We start from the raw sequence: 23,199 nt of genomic DNA, 5'->3' as shown, positions 1-23,199 counted from the left end.
ACACGAAACCTGTTTGAATTGAGAAAGCCCCTGCAAGTTGCAGGGGCTTTTTTGTTGCTGCTGATTGATGGGGGCAAGTATAAAAAAAGCCCCAATCCTGCGGAAGGGGCTTTAGTCCATCGTTCACATATAATAACTCTAAATTTGTAAAACCTTAATCAACAAGCTCTTGCCTGTCCTGAATAACTTTAAAACTTTCAACCATCTTAACAGCTTCCTGGATGTCCTCTGTAAAAATTGCAACAAAGCTGCCCGGTCCTGCATGCTCCAAGGCATAAGCTATCGCGCGCATCTCTTCCGGTATCAGTCGCACCGGCTTCTCTTCTGCTGAGGCGTCTTTTATACCTTGTATCAGAGGCGTTGTGATCTCTTCGGCTTTCTTTCCCCGCAGGTCCGTATCAAGCCGGATAATGACTTCATCGAATACTTCGCCAGCTATTTTGCCCAATTCGTAAATATCCTCTGTCCGGCGGTCGCCGACTCCGGCAACAATTCCCACTTTATGCGAGGCATCTACCGCCCCCATAAAGTCTCCAACGGCCCGCATGCCCCCGGGATTGTGTGCATAGTCAATCAGCACCTCAAAGTTCGGAAATTTAAAGAGGTTCATACGACCGGGCGTTTTGTTTGGAGAAGGTATAAACGTTCGGAGCGCTGTCTTAATGTCCTCTATTTCAAAATGAGAGATATACCCGGCCAGCGTTGCTGCCAGCGCATTTTCGATGTTAAACCTGGCTTTCCCACCAAAGGTAATCGGCACATCGGCTACCCGGTCTACGCGTACTTTATAGCTGTTTTTGAAAAGAGAGATAAAGCCGTTCTCAAATACAGCTGCCAGTCCTCCCTTGGCGATATGCTTCAGGATGCGGGGGTTTTCCTCATCCATACTAAAGAAAGCTACCTTGCATTTCAATCCTTCGGCCATGGGGTACACGAGGTCATCATCCGCATTCAGAATGGCGTATCCTTCTTTGCACACGCTTCTGGGTATTACGGCTTTTACCTGCGCCAGTTCCTCTAAAGTATGGATGTCGCGCAGGCCTAAGTGGTCGGCGCTCACGTTGGTCACAATGCCGATGTCGCACTGCTCAAAGGCAAGGCCGGAGCGAAGCAAGCCTCCGCGGGCGCACTCCAATACGGCAAAATTTACAGTAGGATCTTTGAGCACGAACTCCGCACTATAAGAACCGGTCGTATCGCCTTTCTCCAGCATTTTATCCTGTATGTAAATGCCGTCAGTGGTTGTGTAGCCTACCTGGTAGCCCTTGTGCCTGACCATGTGCGCAATAAGGCGGGTGGTAGTAGTCTTTCCGTTTGTGCCGGTTACCGCAATTATCGGAATCCGCGACGGGCAGCCGTGCGGAAACAACATGTCAATTACCGGCTCCGCCACATTGCGGGCCAACCCTTCAGTCGGCGAAATATGCATCCGGAAACCTGGAGCAGCATTTACTTCCAGCACTGCGCCGCGTGTTTCATGCAGCGGAATGGCAATATCGCTGGTCATGACATCTATGCCGCAGATATCCAGGCCTATCAACCCTGCAATGCGCTCAGCCATCAAGATGTTATAAGGATCCAGCAAATCGGTTACATCGGTAGCGGTGCCCCCGGTGCTGATATTAGCGGTACTCTTCAGGTAGAGCTCCTTCCCTGCCGGCAATACGGAGCGGGAGTCGAGGTTGAGACTTTTGAGAATACTGCGTGTATGCTTGTCGATTGTGATACGGGTGAGCACTTTTTCGTGTCCGAAACCACGTCGGGGATCGCGGTTCTTTTCATCTATCAGCTGCTTGATGGTGGAAGTTCCGTCGCCTGTTACCATAGCGGGTGTACGCTTGGCAGCAGCTATAAATTTACCGTTAATCACCAGCAGCCGGAAGTCACTTCCCTGGATATACTGCTCCACCATTACGGCCTGCGAATACCTTCGGGCTTCGTTGAAGCCTTTCTGGGCAGTTTTCATATCCTTTATATTGATGGTAGCTCCTTTGCCGTGATTACCATCCAGCGGTTTAGTCACAATAGGAAAGCCGAGCCACTGAATGGCCTTTTTCAGCTCCTCCATGTCATAAACCGTCGTTCCTTTGGGAACCGGAATGCCCGCTTCACTCAACAGGTCTTTGGTCGCGTTTTTGTCACCGGCAATCTCCACAGCAAAGCAAGCCGTGCTACTGGTCATAGTGGCCTGGATGCGCTTCTGATTTACACCATACCCTAATTGGATTAACGAATGGCGGTTTAAGCGGATGTACGGGATGCCCCGGCTGACCGCCTCCGAAACGATAGCGTACGTACTAGGGCCGAAATAACCGTCTTCCCTGATCTCGTGCAGGCGGTTGATGTCCTCATCCAGCTTGTACTTCTCTCCTTTGATAAGGGCATCTGTCACACGTAAGGCGGCATAAGCGGCATATTCGCCGGCACGCTCCTCCTGATAAGAGAACACCACAAACATGGTTCCTTCTTCTCTGGCAGGGTAGCAGCGACCGTAACCGCATTCCATGCCTGCCATCGTTTGCAGTTCCAATGCGATGTGCTGCACCACATGGCCAAAGCTTATACCTTCTTCAACGGCTTTGAAGAAGCCACCTTTTACTCCCTGGGCAGCCCGGTGGTTTTCCATACCCGGAAACATCTTGCGGAGCTGGCGCAGAAAATTTGGTATTTGGTTAGTAGTGGTTCCTGAAAGTTCCTCCAGCGCTAGCTTTAGTACAATCAGTTTTGGGTGTTTTACTGACCAGTAATTTGGCCCGCGCATAATGCGCAAATCTAGGATGTTCATCTGTTGGTTACTCAGGTAAGCTATTCAATTTTCTCAGGTTCAGATCTTTATAAGCGAGTTGTTACTGGCTTGCAACACTTAATCAGCACTTGTTCACAACTAAATATCCTACTGCTCTGCCATAGGGGAGCTTCTTTTAAAATGCCTGTACCTATGAAGTATGTTGATTACGAAAACTGCGGCTAAAAGATTATGAGTGCCAAAAACAGGGGATAAGACCGCGCAGGGGCAGCAGCACGTTGACACAAGTATAAACAGGCGAACTTCTCAGAAACAGCAAGTCCGTAAATAAAAAAAGCTCCTGCGTGCAGCAGGAGCTTTGGAGGTAACGAGCGGATTCGAACCGCTGTAGCAGCTTTTGCAGAGCTGAGCCTAGCCACTCGGCCACGTTACCGTGATTGGGAGTGCAAACATACGCAGAAAAGTATACTTGTCAAACTTTACGCATCAAAATTTCTGCTGCAAACACGCTTTTAAAGACACCCACGCTACACAAACATGCCCCTAAAGCAGTTTGAACCTAAAGCAGCAGGGCAGCGTAGGTTAATCAATCCGGTGCATCTGGCCTTAGGTTATACTTGCTCTATAGATCAGTTGATCCAACATTTAGTACAGGTAGGCTGGCATTCAGGGTTGAGAGTCACGCACCTGCAGCATAGCTAAATCATTAAGTTTATACATGAAATCACAACCCCTGAAATGGCTGGCAGGTGCTGTAGCGTTTGGCGCTGCTGCTGCATTGCTAGACGCTCTGTTCCTGGAGAAGTACTTTTTCGAGGTAAAGACATTCAACATCGGCCTTCCGGAAGGTAGCGGCAAAAAGTTGAAGCTCATCCTGCTGACTGATCTTCATTTCAAACACCATTTATGGCCTCCATACCGAAAGCTGGCCCGCAAAGTAAACGCCTTGGAGCCAGATCTGCTGCTTATCACCGGCGATACCCTTGACTCGAGCGGCAATACGATGCCAATGGCTAAGTTCTTCCGCCTGCTGGATGAGAAGGTACAGAAAGTGGCTATACCCGGCAATAATGATTATCGGGCAGATAAAAGCCTGCAGAGCCTGAAAGAGGTATACAGGCAGCACCATTGCGACTTTTTGATAAATGAATCGAAGGCATACACGCTTCGCGGAGAAAGAATTATGGTGACCGGTATGGATGATTTTATAGAGGGCAAATGCCGTTTGCGAAAAGCCGTGCAGCATGTCGGTAGAGAAGCGCATCACCTCCTGCTGGTCCACAGCCCGCTGCAGCAGGAACCAGTTTTAGCCGAAACAGCCCGCATTAACCATGAACGTGCTCCGGAGGAACAACTGAAGTTTGATTATATTTTTGCAGGCCACAACCATGGTGGCCAGGTTAGACTGCCTGGGTATGTGCCGGTGCTTCCTAATAAGTCCGGTGACTATATCAACGGCTGGTACAACAGTTCTCCTCCTTATTTATACTTGTCCAAAGGCTTTGGCACTTCCTCTGTTCCATTCCGCTTTGATGCCCGATCAGAAGTGACCTTTTTCAACTATTATGTATAAATCCAAGCTTTGCCTTTGCCAGTATTATTTTGCCTGAAATCTTCTTTTATACTCAACTCCTGCGAAAGCTTAGCTACCATGCTGTTGAATTGCCGCACCCCCCTGTAGTTGCCGCTATCGGATAGCGGCAACAAACGCCTCTACTCTTCTGCTTACCCATCCTTTGCGGGCCAGCAGCCAGTTAAACAGCCCTATGCCGCAGCAGGCACATAGTATACCGGCCAGCACATCCAGCACATAATGATGCGAGTTGTACACTGCCGAAAACCAGATACCAACCATGATGATCGCAAAAAAGGCGCAGATCAGGCCCAGCCTATTCTTCCAGGCATAATAAAGCACAATAACCGGGTAGGATGAATGCAGCGAGGGCATTGCCGCAAAAACATTGGAGCTCTTCGCATAAATAGAACCAAAGACGCTGATGTGGTAATAAGCATCAAACCTGGCGAGCCCTGCCGTGTTGCCTGGGGTATTGGGTATAAACTGAAACCCATACTGTTGTATGTACCAGGGAGGAGCCGCAGGATAGAGGTAGTAAATAACAAATCCGAGTAAATTTACCAGCAGAAAAGTCAAAGCAAAGTAAACGAATTGCTGCCTGCGACGGAAGAAAAGGTAAACAGCAAAGGCAAGCGGCACCGGCACCCACGTCAGGTAAAAAATGCCGGTAAGCACGTTCAGAAAGTTAGTGCTGTGTTGCGCCCAGAATTCGTTTGGCGTAAGTATAACGGGGCCACTTCCAATACCGAAAAGCGCTTTTTCTGCCAGGTACAGGCTCTTAATATGAACCGGGCTGATCCAGTAGTTCGGCACGGCCTTCATGTAATCGAACAAAACCCAATAAACGATAAAAATGGAGAAGCCCGTGATCAGTTTTCGGGTGATGCCGGAGGCAAAGTACAGCACGTTCACTAACGCCACAAGCACCAGTTGGTCCTGCTTAAAACCCACCAGCAAGTAAGATAGCAGCAGGTAAGCAACTGACAAAGCTGTTAGCAGCAGCACTTCTTTCCATAAAACCCGTTTCTTCTCCGCTGTTGTGGCAGTAGTTGTGCGCATGTTATTGTATAAGAGTTATACCTGAACACCTTGGCTCAGAAGGAGGAGTAAGCACCAAAATTAAGGCAATGATAGCAGTTGAGCTATAAAGATTATGATCACATTGACAAAATGAGAAGAAGAAAATTGCTAAAGAGCGGTAGCGAAATTGAACATAGAGGAGCTATACCCTCCTGTTATACTTAACCCTCCTTCCGAGTCAAGTACAAACACAACTTACTCTTATAGCTTAATGCGTTCTATGACAACTTTACCCGTTGTAGCATCCTTCCCCTTCAATTCTACATACAGAACATTTGGCACCCAAAATGTCCCGCCTTGTATCCGTACAAAAATCCGATCCAGAATGGCCTGCTTCTGGTTAATGGTGGCATACACATGGTATTTACCGTCTGCTGCCTTCCGGAGATAAAGGGGTAGCTTTGGATAACTTACAAACTCCAATTCATAGCTGTCCTTGCCTATCTTTTTATACTTTAAACCATAGGCAAACTTCCGCTGAATATAGTTGAGTTCTTTACGCTCCCCCTTGTCAGCGTAGCGTATCCAGAAAATATGAACCGGTTCCTGTTCATTTAGCCCCCCCTGTTCTGTCTGGTTCAGCTGGTATATGACCGTGTTGGCATTGGGGTCGCGCTGCACATAGAACAACAGATTACGGATACCTTTTGGGACCGGAAAACTATCTTGCGGGCTCGCTTGAAAATCTGCTGGTAGGATGGGCAATGCGAAACTGCTGAAACTACAAAAAGCCAGCAGGCAGAATAAAAGTAGTGCGCTCTTCACTCCGTTCTTTACCTTAAAATACCATTTCCTTTTGCTCCAATGCCTTCTTTGCATCCATTAGTCGGCTTACCGCTGTGATGTTCGTCAATATTGCCATTACGGTAATCGGGAGGGTAAAAATAGTCATTGTCTCAAAGATATGAAACGGAATACCGGGCACAAACAACTTATAATCGCCCCCGATGATGCTGGAGGTAATGCCACAAGCGATGCCGGAAAGCCCGATCAGCACGACACGTTCCGGGCGCTGCATCAGTCCTCCTTTACACTCTACCCCCAGTCCCTCCGCGCGGGCTCTGGTATAACTCACCATCATAGATCCGATCAGGGCGATAAAAGCAAACAGGGAGCTTAGAAAATAGTGATGAGCGATCAGGTAATAACAGATACCCAGAAACATGAACATTTCACTATAGCGGTCCAGCACCGAATCATACAAGGCCCCGAAAGTAGAACCCATTTTTCCTAAGCGGGCCACTTGCCCGTCCAGCATATCGAAGACGCCGGCAAACAGCACCAGCGCACCGGCCCAGCCTACGTAGGCCAGCTCTCCCCTGTTGGTGCGCTCGCCTCCAACAATAAATATCGCCGCTACCCCGATGTTTAAGATCAGTCCGGTGGTTGTTACCGCATTCGGCGTAAAACCGATCTTGATCAATAATCTCACAACAGGGTTTATCACCTTGTAAATGCCCTGCTGCAGCGAATTGCGAAGCGCCTCTTTATTCATAATTTGGATGATAAAGCTTAAAAGTCGAATTTAAACCTACCCCTTATACCTATTTCTGATACATTGGGATGCTCCAGGTATGTAAGACGTTTTACCACATCTATCCGAAAGAAGTTGAAGATATTGCCGACCCCGACGCTTGCCTCTACATAAGGCTTTTTTTTCAGTGAATACGTAACAGGCACCCCATTGGCGTTTTCGGGAAAGCGGTAAAGGTCCGAGTTAGTTTCTGGCATATTTTCATCCCGTACTTTGCCATAAAGCACCTTTAGCGTGGCAAACTCCCTGAATTTCGTTTTCTTGATCAGCGGGATCTTGTTAAAGATAAACCCGTTGAAGCAATGGTCGATGTTGATGCTGGCATACTGGTCGCTGACGAACTCCAGAAAGTTCATCAGGTTATAAGATTGCATCTGGTAAGAGTATGTCTGGTTAGCCCGATGAATGGTGAGCAGCGGAAAAGGTACCTGACCAAATGTATAACCACCTTCGGCAACTACATCAGAGTATCCTAACTGCGACAGGTAAAAGCGTTTATACATGTTTAGAGCTACTTTCTGGTAATTGTATCCGCCGTTCAGCCAGCCCTTGATGCCTGCCGCCGCACGCAGTGTAAATACAGGATAGCGGTTAGCAATGGGCGTGCGGTATATTTTGCCTTGCATAAACTGCTCTCCCGGAGCCCAGCGCAGCTCGAGTGTAGCTTCTGATGTTGTCAGGTTCATGACGTTGCGGGGCAGCGTGTCATTGTTCAGTTTCTGCCCCGTCATGTACTGCAACGAACCTGCAGGCGACTGGCGCCAATTCCGTACGCCTAGCTTATAAGAGAAGTGGTTCTCAAACTCGTGCAGGTAATCCAGGTTATAAGTTTCGTTGTAAAGCCACTTGTCATTTTCGCCGCGCTTAAAGGACAGCAGGAAGTTATCTTCCTGTACAAATTCCAAGTCTTGCCCCGGAATTTTCGTGTCGCGCTGGTAATTGGCATGGATGGCTCGTACAGGAAACTCATATATAGATCGATCACTTAGGGAAAGCGTACCTCCTAAGTAGCCTTTCCACCGCTCATCTTTAAAGCCATACGCCACATACGACTCCGCTGTAAACCTTTTACTAAACGTTGTTGTGGTTCTTCCACCCAGCCTCAGGCGAAATCCTTCTACAGGGTTGAAACTATAAAATGTATTTATCGGGCCGATTTCCAGGTTTGGCCCCAGTTGCTTATAACCGGCAATCAGGGCAGTGGCCCAGTCCATCGTTCTTTTATAAGAACGCATTTGCGTAAGCCGGTTGATATTGGTGTAGGTATTAGCCTCCACGGCAGAAAGAGAGTCGTGCCTGCTTGCTACCCAGTAGCTTTCGTCCTTTGTTTCGGCAAGGTCCTGGTGTACTATAGCCGTACCTTGATATAAGGTATCAGGCTGCGGCACATTAATCGTAAAGTTCTTGTACGAAACTACTCGTTCGCCATAAAAACCAGCGTTACTGTTTTGAGTAATCCCGAAGTCTGTGCGCACCTGGCTTTTGCTCAGGTGATACCGGCCATCGGTATTCTTCGCAAAGTCCAGGTTAATTTGCAGGTCCCGCACCCAGTTGATGCTTACGCCTTTATTCACCTTCATATCTACGCGCTGCACGGCATAGTTACCATCCATGGTTACATACAGCTTGCCCGTAAACATAAAAGCGGTCGGGTTGCGTGGTTCAAACGTAAGCTCTGAAAGCGACTGTCCCTCGGCAGTTGTCACTGTATCGGTCAGGTAAAACTTATAGAAGGTCGGGGCCATATCGGCGATCGGGCTCAGAAACTGATTGGTGACGATGGTGATGTTATTGGCATAAATATCAACGTCCTGGTACAAGTGCTGCATGTAAGCTCCCACGCCCTTGTTATCTACAAAAGCACCGAAATCAACCTTTTTCTCTGCTTTTACAATGGTCTTCCTGCTTTCAGGTGCTTTGCGGTAGAAGTGTTCTGAAAGGTCCTCTTGTATAAAGAAAGGTAATACAGCCTTTCCTTTCAGCGTAGTCGTATCCAGATTGCTGGTGATAAAATCATACTTGCGCAGGAATATGTTGCGCTTGAGCTTCTCGGGGGTACTTACCAGAGAAAGCTGCATTTTGTCGTACTGCTCGTACTGCACATAGGCATACGCATCCGGACGGTTCTGCGCTTTGTGGTCCACAATCTCGCGGATAAGGTCTACGGCCGGGTTGTTTTTGTTGCTATACTTTACCTTCCGCTTTTTACCCGTAACTACCACCTCGCTCAGTTGCTTGGCGTCTGTCTGCAACTTAACGTTCAGCACCTGCTCCTGGCCTGTTGTTACCGGCAGCGTTGCTGTTTTGTAGCTCAGGTATGAGAATTTCAGGACTGTACCTGCCTGACTTGTTTTAATTAAATACTTACCTTCATAATCTGTGCTGGTGCCTACGCTGGTACCAGGTATAAAAACCGAAACGCCAATCAGTGGCTCCTGTGTAATGGCATCAGTTACAGTGCCTTTTATTGTGGTCACAGCACTTTGTGCCGCCACAGGGCTCGCCTGTATACTTATAACAAGAACCAGTATAAGGAAAAGCCATTTTATATATGTATCATATATATTCTTACTTGAATACATATCTTTTTTGTATAATATAGTTGTAAAAGAAACCGACCATCAAAGAGATGCCTACTTTGGAGAAAATGTAGTTTACACCGAAATAATGCGTAATAATGTATACCCCGGAGGCATTTAGCAGCAGGCTGCCGGTCCAAACCAATAAGTATTTAAACGCTTGTGTCGGTATCGTTTTGTCAGAAGAATCAAAAACCCAGTTTCTGCCGAGGGAGAAGTGCATTACGCCACCTGAAATAGTGCCTAATATGGCACCTGCCACATACCAGCAACCAAATAGTTCAACAGCGATGATCGTCACCAGAAAATCGACAGCAGACGCTACTATTGAAGCAGCCTGTGCCTTTAGGAAGGTGAACATTTAGAGTATATTGAAGTGTAGTAAAAGTTGTAATATAAGATTAGAATAAATTCCTGCCACTACGTCGTCCAGCATCACGCCCCAGCCACCACCTACTTTTTCCAGCCTTCTGATGTAGAGTGGCTTCACAATGTCAAAAAATCGAAACAGGGCCAGGCCCAGCAAAACGGAAGGAAGGGTGACAGGTATAAACAGGAGGCTGATGCACATGCCCGCCACCTCATCTATCACTACTTTTTTATCATCTTTGCCCCACAGAGGCTCTACCTTACCTGCCGACCAGATGCCTAGCACGGTCAGCAGCAGGGTAACAGAAGGGTACCAGATAACCAGCCGGTCGGCTCCTGCCTGCTGCGCCAGGTACCAGCAAAGGCAGGTAGCAACCGCTGCTACGGTGCCCCCTCCTTTGCCGATGTACCCAATGCCCAGGCTGGTAGAAACCAGCTTGTGTACTTGTATCATTTCCCGCCCTTATGACAGGGACTCTACCAGCTCCTGGTAATAGTCGAGCCCTAAGTGCGTGATCAGGTCTTCGCCCATCATGTGCCGCAACGTGTTCTGCAACTTGATCAACTGCTTGAAAATATCGTGCTCCGGACGCAGTCCTTCAGCCGTTTGCGGCGACTTAAAGTAGAACGACAGCCACTCCTGAATACCACTCATATTGGCTCGTTGCGCTAGGTCCATAAACAAGGCCAGGTCCAGCACAATCGGCGCAGCCAAAATAGAGTCGCGGCACAGGAAGTTGATCTTGATCTGCATCTGATAGCCCAGCCAGCCAAAGATGTCGATGTTATCCCAGCTCTCTTTGTTGTCGCCGTGAGGAGGATAGTAATTGATGCGTATTTTGTGGTAGATATCACCGTATAGTTCCGGGTTATCGTCCGGACGCAGGATATCTTCCAATACGCCCAACTTGGAAACTTCCTTGGTCTTAAAGTTATCCGGATCATCCAGCACCAAGCCGTCGCGGTTGCCCAGAATGTTGGAAGAGAACCAACCTTTAATGCCCAGCGCCCTGGCCTGCAGGCCCGGCGCAAGTATGGTCTTCATCAGCGTCTGGCCCGTTTTGAAATCTTTACCGGCAATGGCCACTTCATTCTGCTTGGCGAGCTCGATAATAGCAGGGATGTCAACGGTCAGGTTCGGCGCTCCGTTTGCAAATGGCACACCCAGCTTCACGGCTGCATACGCATAAATCATACTTGGCGCAATGCGCGGATCATTCTGGCGAAGTCCTTCCTCAAAGTTCGCTACGGTAGCGTGCACCTCGCTTGGCTCCGCATAGATCTCCGTAGAACCACACCATACGATTACCAGGCGGTCGCAACCGTTTTCTTCTTTAAAGTTGCGGATATCGTCCATCAACGCTTCGGCCAGCTCATACTTGGTAGCAGCTTCTTTTACGTTTGTGCCGGACAGGTTTTTGGCGAAACTTTTATCAAACACAGCCTTCATAGGCACAATGCTTTCCAACTCCGGCTTGATGGCATGCAGCAGACCAGGCTCCAGCACTCTTGCATTTACAGCGGCCTCGTATACGTTGTCTTCGTAAACATCCCAGCCACCAAACACCAGGTTATCAAGGGTTGCCAATGGCACAAAGTCCTTGATGAGCGGGTAGCGGTTTTCCGTACGCTTGCCCAGGCGAATATTGCCCATCTGTGTCAGCGACCCAACCGGCTGCGAAATTCCTTTACGGATCGCCTCCACACCAGCAATAAAGGTGGTAGCCACTGCTCCAAGTCCAGGGATCAGGATACCCAATCGCCCTTCGGCTTTCTTAATTTGATATTCCATTGTATGAATTTATATCAATAATAATTTATACTTGTTTATAACCACTTATTCTCTTTATACCACTGTAACGTTTGTGCCAGGCCTTTCTCCAGGTCATATTCCGGAGTATAGCCCAAGTCCTGGCGGAGGCGTTCGATGCTGCAGTTCCAGTTCTCAGCGGTTAGCTCGTGCAGTTTGTTCTTGTTGAGCACCGGCGCAACAGCACTTCGGGCATAAGCAGCTTCCATCACTTTAGCAAGCATTTTCACCAGGCTTAAGGGTACATGAACCCGGATAGCCTTTTTGTCCAGCAGGCGCTTGGTAATATCAGCCAGAGCATAGCGGTCGTAGCTGTTACCATCCGAAACGTTGTAGCTGCCCTGGCTTTCTACTGTTGTCAGCGCCTGTACTGCTACCTTTGCCAGGTCTTTTACATACACAAAACTTAGCCGCTGCATCTTGCTTCCGATGTAAGGGTCAAGACCGCTGTTCAGGGTTTTCAGGAGCAGAAAGATGTCTTTCTCCCGCGGCCCGTATACTGCAGTTGGCCGCAAAACCACCAGGGGCAGTTCCGGTATCTCGGTAAGGTACTCCTCTGCCAACAACTTACTCCGGCCATAGTCTGTTACCGGCTGTGCCCGGCTATCCTCTTGTATCGGCGCCGTATCCGTGTATGCAATCGGCCCAAGAGCTGCCAGGCTGCTGATAAACACGAATTTCTTCAGCCGTGGTTGTACGGCTACAGCAGCTAGCGCCAGGTTCTTCGTATAGCCAGCATTTACGGTCACATAAGCCAGCGCCGTTTTGGCCTTAGTCACACCGGCTGTGTGGATAATATACTGGTATTCATGTTCTTGCAACAGCTTCTGCAGCTCGGCCACATCAGAAAAATCGGGGTAAACGTACTTTACAGGGAACGGCGCCAGTTGGGCCACCTCACTGGAGGGGCGCACAGCGGCATGCACCTCCAGACCGGCTTGCAACGCAGCTTCTACTAAGTGGTATCCCACAAAGCCGCTGGCTCCTGTAATCAGTACTTTTTCCCTCATAGTGCCTTTTCGTAGATCCGGTACTTCTTGTAAGGGGTAGCCTCCATCTTCAACAGCGCCTGGTTCATCAGCACATTATTTTCCAGAATCCAGGAAGCTTCGCCATACTGAATGTTCTTCTCATACCCCTTTTGCATGATAGAGCCATAAAAGCAGGCCTCTATACCGAGCTTGCGGTAGCCTTCGACTACCCCCAGGGCAATGATACGTATGCCGTTGATCTTTTTCTTCTGTAGCAGCAGCTTGAAAATACCAGTCGGCAGCAGGCGTCCTTTTTTAATCTTTTTAAGAATGTAGTTGATGTCCGGAATGCAAAGCGAGAATCCAACGATCTTGCCTTCGTGCTCTGCCACCATGCAGAAGTCGGGGTCCAGAATCATCTTCATGTCCTTGGCCATATAGTCAAACTCCTGCGGCGTCATCGGCACAAATCCGAGGTTCTTATCCCAGGCAGCATTGTAGATCTCGCGCAGACTGGCAGCTTCTTCCTTAAACTTCTTCATGTTGATGTTCCGCAAGGTGATGCCTTTCTGCTCCAGGCGCTGCACCAGCAGGTCCGTCATCTTGCGGGCCTTCTGGTTAAAAGCGCCGGCCAGAAACTGATAGGCCAGCAGGTCTACCTTTTTCTCAAACCCCATTTGCTCCAGCAAGGGCTGGTAGTAGGGGTAGTTATAGGTCATCATCGCAATCGGAGAGCTATCAAAGCCTTCGATCAGCAGTCCGCAGGTTTCATTGGTAGAGAAGTTGACAGGGCCAATGATCGTTTTTACGCCTTTATCCAGCAGCCATTTCTCTACCGCTTCTACCAGCATACTCGCTACTTCGGCATCGTTGATACAATCAAAAAACCCGAAGAAACCATCTTGCGTGTTGTTAAAAGCATTATGGTTGTTGTTCAGGATAGCGGCAATACGTCCCACCACCTTTTCATCCTCATAAGCCAGAAACAGCTGCACCGACGAATGCTCATGGAAAGGGTGTTTGCCGGGTGTTAGCAAATCTTTTTGAGCGATGTATAGCTCCGGCACATAGTATGCGTCGTCCTTGTACAGTTCGTGGGGAAAGTCAATGAAGACTTTCAACATTTTCTTTGAATCAACCTGCGTTACTCGCTTCATATGTTGTGTTGCGAATGGGAACTCCCACGATTTTAAATGCTTCGGATATTTTGGCAACAGCTTCTTCAATCTGCCCAAATGTATGCGTAGCCATAACAGACAGACGGATAAGGGTAGATTCAGCCGGCACGGCAGGCGCCACCACCGGGTTCACAAAAATGCCATTGTCCTGCAGCACCCGCGATACCTGGAACGTTTTGTCGTTGTCTTTAATATAAATAGGAATGATGGGTGATTCGGTTGGTCCCAGTTCCAGTCCTTCGTCCTGCAGCAGCTTGGTTGCATAGTGGGTGTTGGCCCACAGCTGCTCCAAACGCTCCGGCTCAGACTGAATGATATCGAGGGCCGCAATGGTGCTGGCTACCGACGCCGGCGACATGCTGGCGCTGAAAATAAGCGAGCGGGCATGATGCTTCAGGTACTGGATGGTATCGCTGTCGCTGGCAATGAAACCACCCAGCGAAGCAAGCGACTTACTGAAGGTGCCCATGATCAGGTCAACTTTATCTGTCAGGTTGAAGTAGGCAGCCGTACCAGCTCCATTTTTCCCCATTACGCCCAGACCATGCGCATCATCTACCATAATAGAGCCGCCATAGCGCTCAGCAAGCGCCACGAGTTCCGGCAGTTTCACGATGTCTCCTTCCATACTGAAGACGCCATCCACCACGATCAGCTTGATGGCCTCTTCCGGCAGCTTACTTAGCTTCTGCTCCAGGTCCTGCATATCGTTGTGCCTATACTTGATCACCTTAGAGAATGACAGCCGGCTGCCATCAATAATTGAAGCATGGTCATACTCATCCAGTAAGATATAGTCGTTTCGACCGGTAAGGCTGGAAATAACGCCCAGGTTTACCTGAAATCCGGTGCTGAATACGATCGCTTCGTCTTTGCCTACAAACTCCGCCAGCCGCCTTTCCAACTCCAGGTGAATATCCAGCGTGCCGTTCAGGAACCTGGAACCGGCACAACCAGTACCATACACCTCGATTGCCTTCACAGCAGCTTCTTTCACTTTCGGATGATTCGTGAGCCCCAGATAGGCATTTGAACCAAACATCAGCACCTTCTTGCCCCCAATGATTACTTCAGTATCCTGCGCCGACTCTATTGACCTGAAATAAGGGTAGGCATTCTGTTCCATCGCCCTTGCCGCTGCATAGTATGCAGCACTTTTCTCGCGGGCCAGGATCTTTTCACGAAGTTTGTTGCCCATCATCTGTTAATTAAGGTTAAAAACTCGTACTGCAATGGTCTGAGCCTGAAGTATAAATAACCTTAAATTGGCTTCTGGCAGAACAGAACAGTAGTATATATGATTACTACAGAAATAATGAAAGAACCCACTGTTAAATCACCATGGAATTACATCAAAATTTCTTTATATTTCAAGAATAAAAACAATTCTTTATCCGAATAACAAAGAACTTCTCTTTCAACAGGAGAAGGCTTTGCCCTTCCTTTTACGCAGCTTTAAATTATAGACCATCGTGTTCCCCCCTTTTTCTTAGCATTTCTTACCTCTTTTTTGCTGCTAAAGCGCTTATTGGTTTAAATATCAGCCATCCCTAATAGACTAAAAAGGTATTTTGGTCTGCTAAGGGGCAAAAAAATTAGGATTTAAGGCCCCGCATCAGAATGTCATTGATCATATCCATGCGGCTCTCCAGGTTATCAAACTCACTTTCAGGCAATTTGTTTTCAACAAAGAGCCCTACCTCCAGGCCACGGATGGCACATACCAGCACAAAGGCAATTGCATCTAACTCCGCCAGCGCATAATGCTTGATCTCGCCTTTGTCCATGCCATGCTTCAGTATATTCCGTAGCAGGCTAATCTCGCGGGTATCATACCTGTGCTTTAGGTCCAGAATACAGCGGAAGTTATGTTCCAGATCTCCCCGAACTACTTTATACAAGTTTGCTTTCTCCTGCAGGTGCTTGAACTTGGTAACCGAAAAGGCTTTCAGCTTTTCCTCGGCGGTATCGGCAGCATTAACGGCTTCTTTCGTCAGCTTGAAGAGAGCTTCCATCTCCCGCATCACCACCTCATCAAAAATTTGGTCTTTACTCCTATAGTAGTAATAAAGTGTACTCTTTCCTTTACCGGCAGCTTTCGCAATGTCCTCCATCGTGGTTTTAGTTAAACCAAAATGTCTGAACAACTTCTGGGCCTCGTTCAGAATGTCTGTCTTAATACACTCGTCCTTTTCACTTAACATCACTAGACCAAATCCGTTTTTCGGTCCAAAGGTACGGCAGTAAATCTCACTTGCAAATAAATTCATTAATAATTTTCGTCTGTGCGCATTGCAGCTGCAGCTGGTCTGTTGCTGCTTCTTTATCCGGAATAGTCTTGCCCCATATTCTGTACTGGTTCGCCTACCTGTTACAGCTAAAAGCATTGTATTTGCGGGCACATCACGCTTGCTCCGCCTTCTCCTCTTTTACAGCTTTTACAGCGTCTCCGCAGCAATTCAGGGCCTTTCGCCGTGTAGGCTGCTATTCTAAATTTTTAGCCTTACCTTTGCCCCTGCTAGTCTGAAGGCTTTAGCGGCTACAGAAGCTATACTTTTGCTCCAAGACGCAACAGGTTTACAATTTCAGGGCGCCATACTTATTGCCACAGCCGAACTAGGACATTGAAGCTGAAAGCAGCAACTAACTTGCTGCATTTCGGTATGTTATACTACAGGAAACGCAAATGGTACAGCCCCTTTTCTGAAACGGGCCATACTTCTTATAAAGGCTTATAGTATAGCTGCAAATGGGGCACTATTTTGGATATTTTTTGTTTTGATATAAAGCACTAACATATGATTAAGGTATCTGAAAAAGCAAAAGGATATATCAGCAAGCAGATGGAAAGAGAGCAGTGCGCGCCTGAAACTTTCGTTCGTGTTGGCGTGAAGGGTGGCGGTTGCTCTGGCCTGGAGTACCAGCTTGCATTTGACACGCAGCAGAAAGAGGGCGACGAGGTGTTTGAAAACAATGGGGTTACTGTTGTGGTTGATAGAAAGAGCCTTTTATACCTGTTCGGCACTGAGTTAGACTACTCTGATGGCCTGAATGGCAAGGGTTTATACTTCAACAACCCCAATGCCTCTCGGACATGCAGTTGCGGGGAAAGCTTTGCAGTATAACACGATACTGCATTTTCATCTAGTATAAAATAATATGGCAAATACAGTAGATAGTAATGAGATAATCAACGATTTCGCTAACAAAGAATACGAGTATGGCTTTGTGACGGATATCGAGATGGACATTGCGCCCGCGGGGCTCAGTGAGGACATCGTGAAGTTTATCTCTGATAAGAAGAATGAACCTGAGTGGCTGTTGGATTGGCGCATGAAGGGGTATAAAGCCTTTCTGAAGCAGGAGATGCCGCACTGGCAGAACTTCGAAATGCCTCCGCTCGATTTCCAGGCAATCTCCTATTATGCTGCACCCAAAAACAAGAAGAAGTATAACAGCCTGGACGAAGTAGACCCGGAGCTGCTGGCTACCTTTGCCAAACTGGGCATTCCGCTGAACGAGCAGAAAGCCCTGGCTGGCGTAGCCGTAGACGCTGTGTTCGACAGCATCTCGGTGGCAACAACTTATAAGGAGAAGCTGCATGAGCTGGGCATTATTTTCTGCTCCATCGGGGAAGCCGTACAGGAGCACCCGGAACTGGTAAAGAAGTACCTGGGCTCGGTGGTGCCGCACTCCGACAATATCTTTGCCTCGCTGAACACCGCCGCGTTCTCCGACGGTTCCTTTGTATACATTCCGAAAGGGGTGCGCTGCCCGATGGAGCTGTCCACCTACTTCCGCATCAACACGCAGGGAACCGGTCAGTTTGAGCGAACCCTTATTATTGCCGACGAGGGCAGTTACGTGAGCTACCTGGAAGGCTGCACTGCCCCCATGCGCGACGAGAATCAGTTGCATGCTGCCGTAGTGGAACTCATCGCACTCGATAATGCCGAGATCAAGTACTCCACCGTTCAGAACTGGTACCCGGGCGATAAAGAAGGCAAGGGTGGTATCTATAACTTTGTAACCAAGCGCGGGGCCTGCCGGGGCGTAAATTCAAAGATATCCTGGACACAGGTAGAGACCGGCTCAGCCATCACCTGGAAATACCCGAGCGTGATTTTGCAGGGCGATAACTCCAGCGGTGAATTTTACTCCGTGGCAGTAACAGGTAACCGGCAGGTAGCCGATACCGGAACCAAGATGTACCACTTGGGCCGCAATACCAAAAGCCGCATCATCTCCAAAGGTATCTCGGCCGGTTTCAGCAACAACAGCTACCGCGGCCTGGTGCACGTAGGCGCCAAAGCCGATAATGCCCGTAACTTTACGCAGTGCGATTCGCTGCTGATCGGCAGCCGGTGCGGGGCACATACATTTCCCTACATCGAGACAAAAAACAGTACCGCCACGGTAGAGCACGAAGCAACCACCTCTAAAATTGGCGAAGATCAGATCTTTTACCTCAATCAACGGGGCATCGACTCGGAGAAAGCCGTCGCCCTGATCGTTAATGGTTATGCTAAAGAGGTACTCAATCAGCTGCCCATGGAATTTGCCGTGGAAGCTCAAAAGCTGCTTTCCATTACACTGGAAGGTAGTGTAGGTTAAACTAAAATAATAGAACGATGCTTAGCATAAGAAATCTGCACGCAGAAGTGGAAGGAAAGAAGATTCTGAAAGGAGTCGATCTGGAAATAAACCCCGGCGAGGTACACGCGATCATGGGGCCGAACGGCTCCGGCAAAAGTACCCTATCGTCTGTGCTGGCCGGGCGTGAGAACTATACGGTAACAGAAGGAGAAGTGCTGTTTGAAGGCAAAGACCTGCTGGACATGGCGCCGGAGATACGGGCCAGAGAAGGCCTGTTTCTTGCTTTTCAGTACCCAATTGAGATTCCGGGCGTGTCAAACATCAACTTTCTGCGCACTGCGCTGAATGAGATAAGGGCTTACAGAGGCTTGCCGCCGATGGAAGCAAAAGAATTCCTTCGCCTGACCAAAGAGAAGCAAAAGCTGGTGGAGTTTAACGCTAAACTGGTCAACCGGTCGCTGAACGAAGGCTTTTCGGGTGGTGAGAAAAAGCGCAACGAAATACTGCAACTGGCCATGCTGGATCCTAAACTTGCCATCCTCGACGAAACGGACTCCGGCCTCGACATCGATGCCCTGCGGATTGTTTCGAACGGTGTGAACCAGCTCCGCAACGAGCAGAATGCGTTTGTGCTCATCACGCACTATCAGCGTTTGCTGGAGTATATTGTACCTGATTTTGTGCATGTGCTCTATGATGGCCGCATTGTAAAATCCGGTACCAAAGAGCTGGCACTGGAGCTCGAAGAAAAAGGCTACGACTGGCTGAAAGAATCTTATCCTATCACCGAATCAGCGCAATAACGCATGGCAAACCAAATATCCATACCCCTGTTTCAGGAGCTGCTGGATGGGTTCGAAGCCAGACGTGTCCTTGACCGGCAGACGGAGCCTGAATTCCTGCTAGAGGCAAGGCAGGAGGCGATCGAAAATTTCCGGAAGCTCGGCTTTCCCAATACAAAAGTAGAAGACTGGAAGTATACGAACCTCGCTCCCTTCCTGCGGGAAGACTACGCCACCAACCTGAAAGCGCCTGTGGGTACCCCGCTAGCAGAGGAGGCCATACATGCCGCCGATATTGAAGACATGGACTGCTACAAGCTGACGCTGCTGAACGGCAAGCTGCAGGAGAGCGCTTCTGACCTGGATTTACCGGCTTTCATCGCAGTGCGTCCTATGGCAGCAGCGGTACAGGACCCGACCTTTCAGAAATATTTCGGCAAGAGTACCAATACAGCCAAGCACCATTTTGCTGCCCTCAATACGGCCTTGTTTTCAGACGGCTTATACATAGAGATTGCCGCCAATGCACAGCTTGACAAGCCACTGCACCTGGTGCATACCTATGCCACCGACACTAATGTACTGGTGCAGCCGCGGCACCTGATCGTGGTGCACCGCAATGCCTCGTTGCGCCTGGTTGAAACCGTGGTATCTGCGCACACCGAAGAAAAAATCTTCGTCAACAGCCATACGGAAGTGGCGCTGGAGGAAAATGCCAACATGCACCACTACATGGTGCAAACGGCTGCTCCCTCGTTACGGCTCCTGCAGCATACGGAAGTATGCCAGCTGCGCGACAGCGTTTATAACAACTATACCTTCTCACTGCCAGCGGCCCAGTTGCTGCGCAACAACCTGCACGTAAACCTGGCCGACGAGCATACGGAAAGTCATCTTTTTGGCCTCTACCTGGCAGCCGATCATCAGTTGGTGGACAATCATACGTTCATGAATCACCAGATGCCGCACTGCGAGAGCAACGAGATCTATAAAGGCGTGCTGCTCGATAATGCCGTAGGCGTTTTTAACGGAAAGGTATTTGTGCAGGAAGATGCTCAAAAAACAAACGCTTTCCAGCAAAACAACAACCTGCTGCTAAGCAACAAGGCGACCATTAACTCCAAACCGCAGCTGGAGATCTATGCCGACGACGTTAAGTGCAGCCACGGCTCCACTACCGGCCAGCTGAGCCAGGAGGCCATGTTCTACCTGCAATCCAGGGGCATCGGCGAAACTACGGCCCGTGCCATGCTGGTGAGCGCCTTTGCCTATGATGTAACAGAGAAGATCGGCATACCGGCACTGGAAGCCTATATCAATAAAGTCATTAACCAGCATATTCCTGCCAGCCAGGAGTTAGCGAAAGTATAATTATAGTATGAGTGGCAATTCGACGATAGCAACAACCCGCAAACTGGATACGGTCGCTTTACGCGCCGATTTCCCTATTCTGCAGACACAGGTCTACGGCAAGCCACTGGTATACCTCGACAATGCGGCCACCACCCAGAAACCGAAGTCGGTACTGGCAGCCATGCAGGATTACTATACCGACTACAATAGCAACATTCACCGGGGGGTGCATTACCTGAGCCAGAAAGCTACTTCAGAGTATGAGATCGTGCGCAAAAAGGTACAGGCTTTTATCAATGCCGAACACCTGCATGAAGTGATCTTTACACGTGGCACCACCGAAAGTATAAACCTGGTAGCCAGCTGCTTTGGCCGCGCTTTCCTGAAGGCGGGCGACAGCATTCTAATTTCGGCCATGGAGCACCACTCCAATATTGTGCCCTGGCAGATGGCCTGCGAGGCGCATGGCGCCGAACTGAAAGTGATTCCGATGAATGAAAAGGGTGAGCTGCTGATGGACGAGTTTGCGCAGCTGCTCGACGAAACGGTGAAGCTCATCTCTGTTACCTATGTCTCCAATACACTGGGAACGGTAAACCCGGTGAAAGAGATTATTGCTGCTGCCCACGCGCAGGACATACCGGTGCTGGTAGATGCGGCGCAGGCCATCCAGCACCTGCCGCTGGACGTGCAGGAACTGGATGCAGATTTCGTGGCCTTCTCCGGCCATAAGATGTATGGCCCAACCGGTATCGGGGTGCTGTATGGCAAAGAAAAGTGGCTGAACCAGATGCCTCCTTACCAGGGCGGCGGCGACATGATCAAGACGGTTTCCTTTTCAAAAACAACTTACAACGACCTACCGCTGAAGTTTGAAGCCGGCACGCCAAGTATAGCTGAAGGCATTGGCCTAGGCGCTGCCATCGATTACCTCAACCACCTGGGCCTGCACAACATCCGCGAAACAGAAGAGCAGCTGTTTGACTATGCGGTTAATGCGCTGCAGGAGATTGATGAACTGCGTTTTATCGGGGAGGCGGAAACAAGGGCAGCATCCATTTCTTTTCTGGTAGGCAACACGCACCCATTTGATGTGGGCGAGATCCTGGACAAGTATGGCGTGGCAGTACGCACCGGCCATCACTGCACCGAGCCCATCATGCACTACTTTGGAATACCCGGCACAGTAAGGGCCTCGCTGGCCTTTTACAACACCACCGATGAAATTGACAAACTGGTGGCAGCCGTTAAAAAGGCAGTATTGCTGCTGAGCTAAGCAACCGATTTATGACCATAAAAGAGCGACAAGACCAGATAATAGAAGACTTTGAGTTGTTTGACGACTGGATGGACAAGTATGAATACATCATCCAGTTGGGCAAAGAGCTCCCGCTGATAGACGAGAAGTATAAAACCGAAGAGAACCTGATTAAAGGCTGCCAGTCTAAAGTATGGCTGCATGCGGATTATGCCGATGGCAGGCTGCACTTTACCGCCGACAGCGATGCATTGATTACCAAAGGACTGGTGAGCATGGTGGTTCAGGTACTCTCTGACCAGACACCTAAGGCCATTGCAGAATCTGAGCTATACTTTATAGACCGGATCGGGCTGCAGAGCCACCTCTCTCCCACTCGCTCCAATGGCCTGCTCTCCATGCTGAAGCAGATCAAACTTTATGCGGTGGCTTACCAGGCACAGTCGCTCCAAGATAAATAATGTATGAACGCATCTGAGATAAGAGATAAAGTAGAGGACGTGCTCCGCACGGTGCATGATCCTGAGATTCCGGTGAACATTTACGACCTGGGACTGGTGTATGAAATCAAAGTGGAAGAATGCAAAAATGTGCGTGTGACGATGACCCTGACTGCTCCTGCCTGCCCGGTGGCCGACGAGATCATGTTTGAAGTGCAGCAAAAACTGGAAGCTATCGAAGGTGTGGAAGATGCCTATGTGATGCTCACCTTCGACCCGCCCTGGACCCGCGACATGATGAGCGAAGAAGCCAAACTTGAGCTGGGCTTTTTATAGAACTGCTTATACTATTTGTTGTACTATAACTATAAGCCGATCCAGGCTGTTCCATTATTAAGAAGTAAACACAAAAAAAGAGGGAGCCAGCAACTGGTTCCCTCTTTTATATAGTATAATTTAAAGCTGTTACCTGATAGCAGCTCTTTGCGTATTCTTCTGAAGCTTCTGTGATTTTACCTTTTGGAGGGCAAGCACCATGATGAACCTCGCCTTGTACTGGTTCTTTTCTTCCAATACTTCCAGCGCTGTTTGCAGGCTTTCGCGAGCATCAGACTTGGCCTGGGTAATAGAAGTATGATGATAGTTCTGAAACTGTCGTGCGTCTGCGGCATCGAAGCAGCGGGTATATACCACTGCTTCGCACTCCCGCACAAAAGATGCTTCATTCAGGTAGATAACCTTAAAACCTTTCCCGCAAAGCTCCTCTGAGGCAGCAAAGGCCGACTCAAAGTCAGCAAAGCCTGTCAATATAAAGCCTGTTCTCAGATCTACAAAGTTGATGCCTTCCAGTAATGTTTTCATTTTATTAGACTTAAATCCGCTTTCTTATCCCTCTATGACTGCTCAATCTATTGTCTCTTTCCCCTC

21 protein-coding genes and 1 tRNA gene are annotated in these 23,199 nt (G+C 48.9%); 8 read left to right on the top strand and 14 right to left on the bottom strand.

Annotated features, from left to right (window positions below; all coding sequences use genetic code 11):
- Window positions 1-154 precede the first annotated feature (154 nt).
- Together cphA and ABDW72_RS02415 are read right to left on the bottom strand one after the other, a co-directional pair.
- Window positions 155-2,785 carry a cyanophycin synthetase gene (gene cphA, locus ABDW72_RS02420; RefSeq protein ID WP_347156859.1) on the bottom strand — a complete coding sequence of 877 codons (2,631 nt, stop codon included), beginning with the start codon at window positions 2,783-2,785 and terminating at the stop codon, window positions 155-157.
- A gap of 320 nt (window positions 2,786-3,105) precedes the next feature.
- A tRNA-Cys gene (locus ABDW72_RS02415) sits at window positions 3,106-3,179 on the bottom strand.
- 285 nt (window positions 3,180-3,464) lie between these two features.
- On the opposite strand from ABDW72_RS02415, the gene ABDW72_RS02410 reads away from it, so the two are divergent.
- The gene (locus tag ABDW72_RS02410) at window positions 3,465-4,319 is read left to right on the top strand and encodes a metallophosphoesterase (RefSeq protein WP_347156858.1); all 855 of its coding nucleotides are present in this window, start codon (window positions 3,465-3,467) and stop codon (window positions 4,317-4,319) included.
- Window positions 4,320-4,433: 114 nt separating this feature from the next.
- Here ABDW72_RS02410 and ABDW72_RS02405 read toward each other — a convergent pair whose 3' ends face one another.
- The 11 genes from ABDW72_RS02405 to ABDW72_RS02355 form a co-directional block, all read right to left on the bottom strand.
- Window positions 4,434-5,381 (bottom strand): phosphatase PAP2 family protein, encoded by a 948-nt coding sequence (locus ABDW72_RS02405; protein WP_347156857.1) that lies wholly within the window; start codon window positions 5,379-5,381, stop codon window positions 4,434-4,436.
- A gap of 222 nt (window positions 5,382-5,603) precedes the next feature.
- Window positions 5,604-6,107: a DUF4833 domain-containing protein gene (locus tag ABDW72_RS02400; RefSeq protein WP_347156856.1), complete on the bottom strand. Its 504-nt coding sequence runs from the start codon at window positions 6,105-6,107 to the stop codon at window positions 5,604-5,606.
- Window positions 6,108-6,180: 73 nt separating this feature from the next.
- The gene (locus ABDW72_RS02395) at window positions 6,181-6,897 is read right to left on the bottom strand and encodes a CDP-alcohol phosphatidyltransferase family protein (RefSeq protein WP_347156855.1); all 717 of its coding nucleotides are present in this window, start codon (window positions 6,895-6,897) and stop codon (window positions 6,181-6,183) included.
- A 17-nt stretch (window positions 6,898-6,914) separates the two neighbouring features.
- Window positions 6,915-9,413 (bottom strand): DUF5686 and carboxypeptidase-like regulatory domain-containing protein, encoded by a 2,499-nt coding sequence (locus ABDW72_RS02390; RefSeq protein WP_347156854.1) that lies wholly within the window; start codon window positions 9,411-9,413, stop codon window positions 6,915-6,917.
- 91 nt (window positions 9,414-9,504) lie between these two features.
- A complete protein-coding gene (locus ABDW72_RS02385; protein WP_347156853.1) occupies window positions 9,505-9,876 on the bottom strand; it encodes a GtrA family protein in 372 nt (123 codons plus the stop codon).
- Window positions 9,877-10,338: a phosphatidylglycerophosphatase A family protein gene (locus ABDW72_RS02380; RefSeq protein ID WP_347156852.1), complete on the bottom strand. Its 462-nt coding sequence runs from the start codon at window positions 10,336-10,338 to the stop codon at window positions 9,877-9,879.
- A 9-nt stretch (window positions 10,339-10,347) separates the two neighbouring features.
- Complete coding sequence (locus ABDW72_RS02375; protein WP_347156851.1) at window positions 10,348-11,676, bottom strand: inositol-3-phosphate synthase; 1,329 nt, start codon at window positions 11,674-11,676, stop codon at window positions 10,348-10,350.
- Window positions 11,677-11,711: 35 nt separating this feature from the next.
- Window positions 11,712-12,704, bottom strand: a complete 993-nt coding sequence (locus ABDW72_RS02370) for an NAD-dependent epimerase/dehydratase family protein (RefSeq protein WP_347156850.1) — start codon at window positions 12,702-12,704, stop codon at window positions 11,712-11,714.
- Window positions 12,701-13,789 carry a GNAT family N-acetyltransferase gene (locus ABDW72_RS02365; protein ID WP_347156849.1) on the bottom strand — a complete coding sequence of 363 codons (1,089 nt, stop codon included), beginning with the start codon at window positions 13,787-13,789 and terminating at the stop codon, window positions 12,701-12,703. The genes ABDW72_RS02370 and ABDW72_RS02365 overlap by 4 nt, the downstream gene beginning before the upstream one ends.
- Window positions 13,790-13,799: 10 nt before the next feature.
- On the bottom strand, window positions 13,800-15,044 hold the full coding sequence (spt, locus tag ABDW72_RS02360) for a serine palmitoyltransferase (RefSeq protein ID WP_347156848.1): 1,245 nt from the start codon (window positions 15,042-15,044) through the stop codon (window positions 13,800-13,802).
- Window positions 15,045-15,438: 394 nt separating this feature from the next.
- The gene (locus tag ABDW72_RS02355; protein WP_347156847.1) at window positions 15,439-16,113 is read right to left on the bottom strand and encodes a TetR/AcrR family transcriptional regulator; all 675 of its coding nucleotides are present in this window, start codon (window positions 16,111-16,113) and stop codon (window positions 15,439-15,441) included.
- 528 nt (window positions 16,114-16,641) lie between these two features.
- Here ABDW72_RS02355 and ABDW72_RS02350 point away from each other — a divergent pair.
- From ABDW72_RS02350 to ABDW72_RS02320, 7 genes are read left to right on the top strand one after another with little or no spacing between them, the layout of a single operon-like run.
- Complete coding sequence (locus tag ABDW72_RS02350) at window positions 16,642-16,968, top strand: HesB/IscA family protein (protein ID WP_347156846.1); 327 nt, start codon at window positions 16,642-16,644, stop codon at window positions 16,966-16,968.
- Between the two features lie 34 nt (window positions 16,969-17,002).
- Window positions 17,003-18,457 (top strand): Fe-S cluster assembly protein SufB, encoded by a 1,455-nt coding sequence (gene sufB, locus ABDW72_RS02345; protein WP_347156845.1) that lies wholly within the window; start codon window positions 17,003-17,005, stop codon window positions 18,455-18,457.
- 17 nt (window positions 18,458-18,474) lie between these two features.
- Window positions 18,475-19,242, top strand: a complete 768-nt coding sequence (gene sufC, locus ABDW72_RS02340; protein WP_347156844.1) for a Fe-S cluster assembly ATPase SufC — start codon at window positions 18,475-18,477, stop codon at window positions 19,240-19,242.
- A 3-nt stretch (window positions 19,243-19,245) separates the two neighbouring features.
- Window positions 19,246-20,592, top strand: a complete 1,347-nt coding sequence (gene sufD / locus ABDW72_RS02335) for a Fe-S cluster assembly protein SufD (RefSeq protein ID WP_347156843.1) — start codon at window positions 19,246-19,248, stop codon at window positions 20,590-20,592.
- A 7-nt stretch (window positions 20,593-20,599) separates the two neighbouring features.
- The gene (locus ABDW72_RS02330) at window positions 20,600-21,850 is read left to right on the top strand and encodes an aminotransferase class V-fold PLP-dependent enzyme (protein WP_347156842.1); all 1,251 of its coding nucleotides are present in this window, start codon (window positions 20,600-20,602) and stop codon (window positions 21,848-21,850) included.
- An 11-nt stretch (window positions 21,851-21,861) separates the two neighbouring features.
- On the top strand, window positions 21,862-22,293 hold the full coding sequence (locus tag ABDW72_RS02325; protein WP_347156841.1) for a SufE family protein: 432 nt from the start codon (window positions 21,862-21,864) through the stop codon (window positions 22,291-22,293).
- A 3-nt stretch (window positions 22,294-22,296) separates the two neighbouring features.
- Window positions 22,297-22,608 (top strand): metal-sulfur cluster assembly factor, encoded by a 312-nt coding sequence (locus tag ABDW72_RS02320; protein WP_347156840.1) that lies wholly within the window; start codon window positions 22,297-22,299, stop codon window positions 22,606-22,608.
- 129 nt (window positions 22,609-22,737) lie between these two features.
- Here ABDW72_RS02320 and ABDW72_RS02315 read toward each other — a convergent pair whose 3' ends face one another.
- Window positions 22,738-23,133, bottom strand: coding sequence for a hypothetical protein (locus ABDW72_RS02315; protein WP_347156839.1), 396 nt, complete (start codon window positions 23,131-23,133; stop codon window positions 22,738-22,740).
- Window positions 23,134-23,199: the final 66 nt, after the last annotated feature.

The organism is Pontibacter chitinilyticus, from assembly GCF_039748935.1.
Classification (GTDB): domain Bacteria; phylum Bacteroidota; class Bacteroidia; order Cytophagales; family Hymenobacteraceae; genus Pontibacter; species Pontibacter chitinilyticus.
Note: the sequence above shows the minus strand (reverse complement) of the source record. Positions and strands in the feature narration are given on the sequence as shown.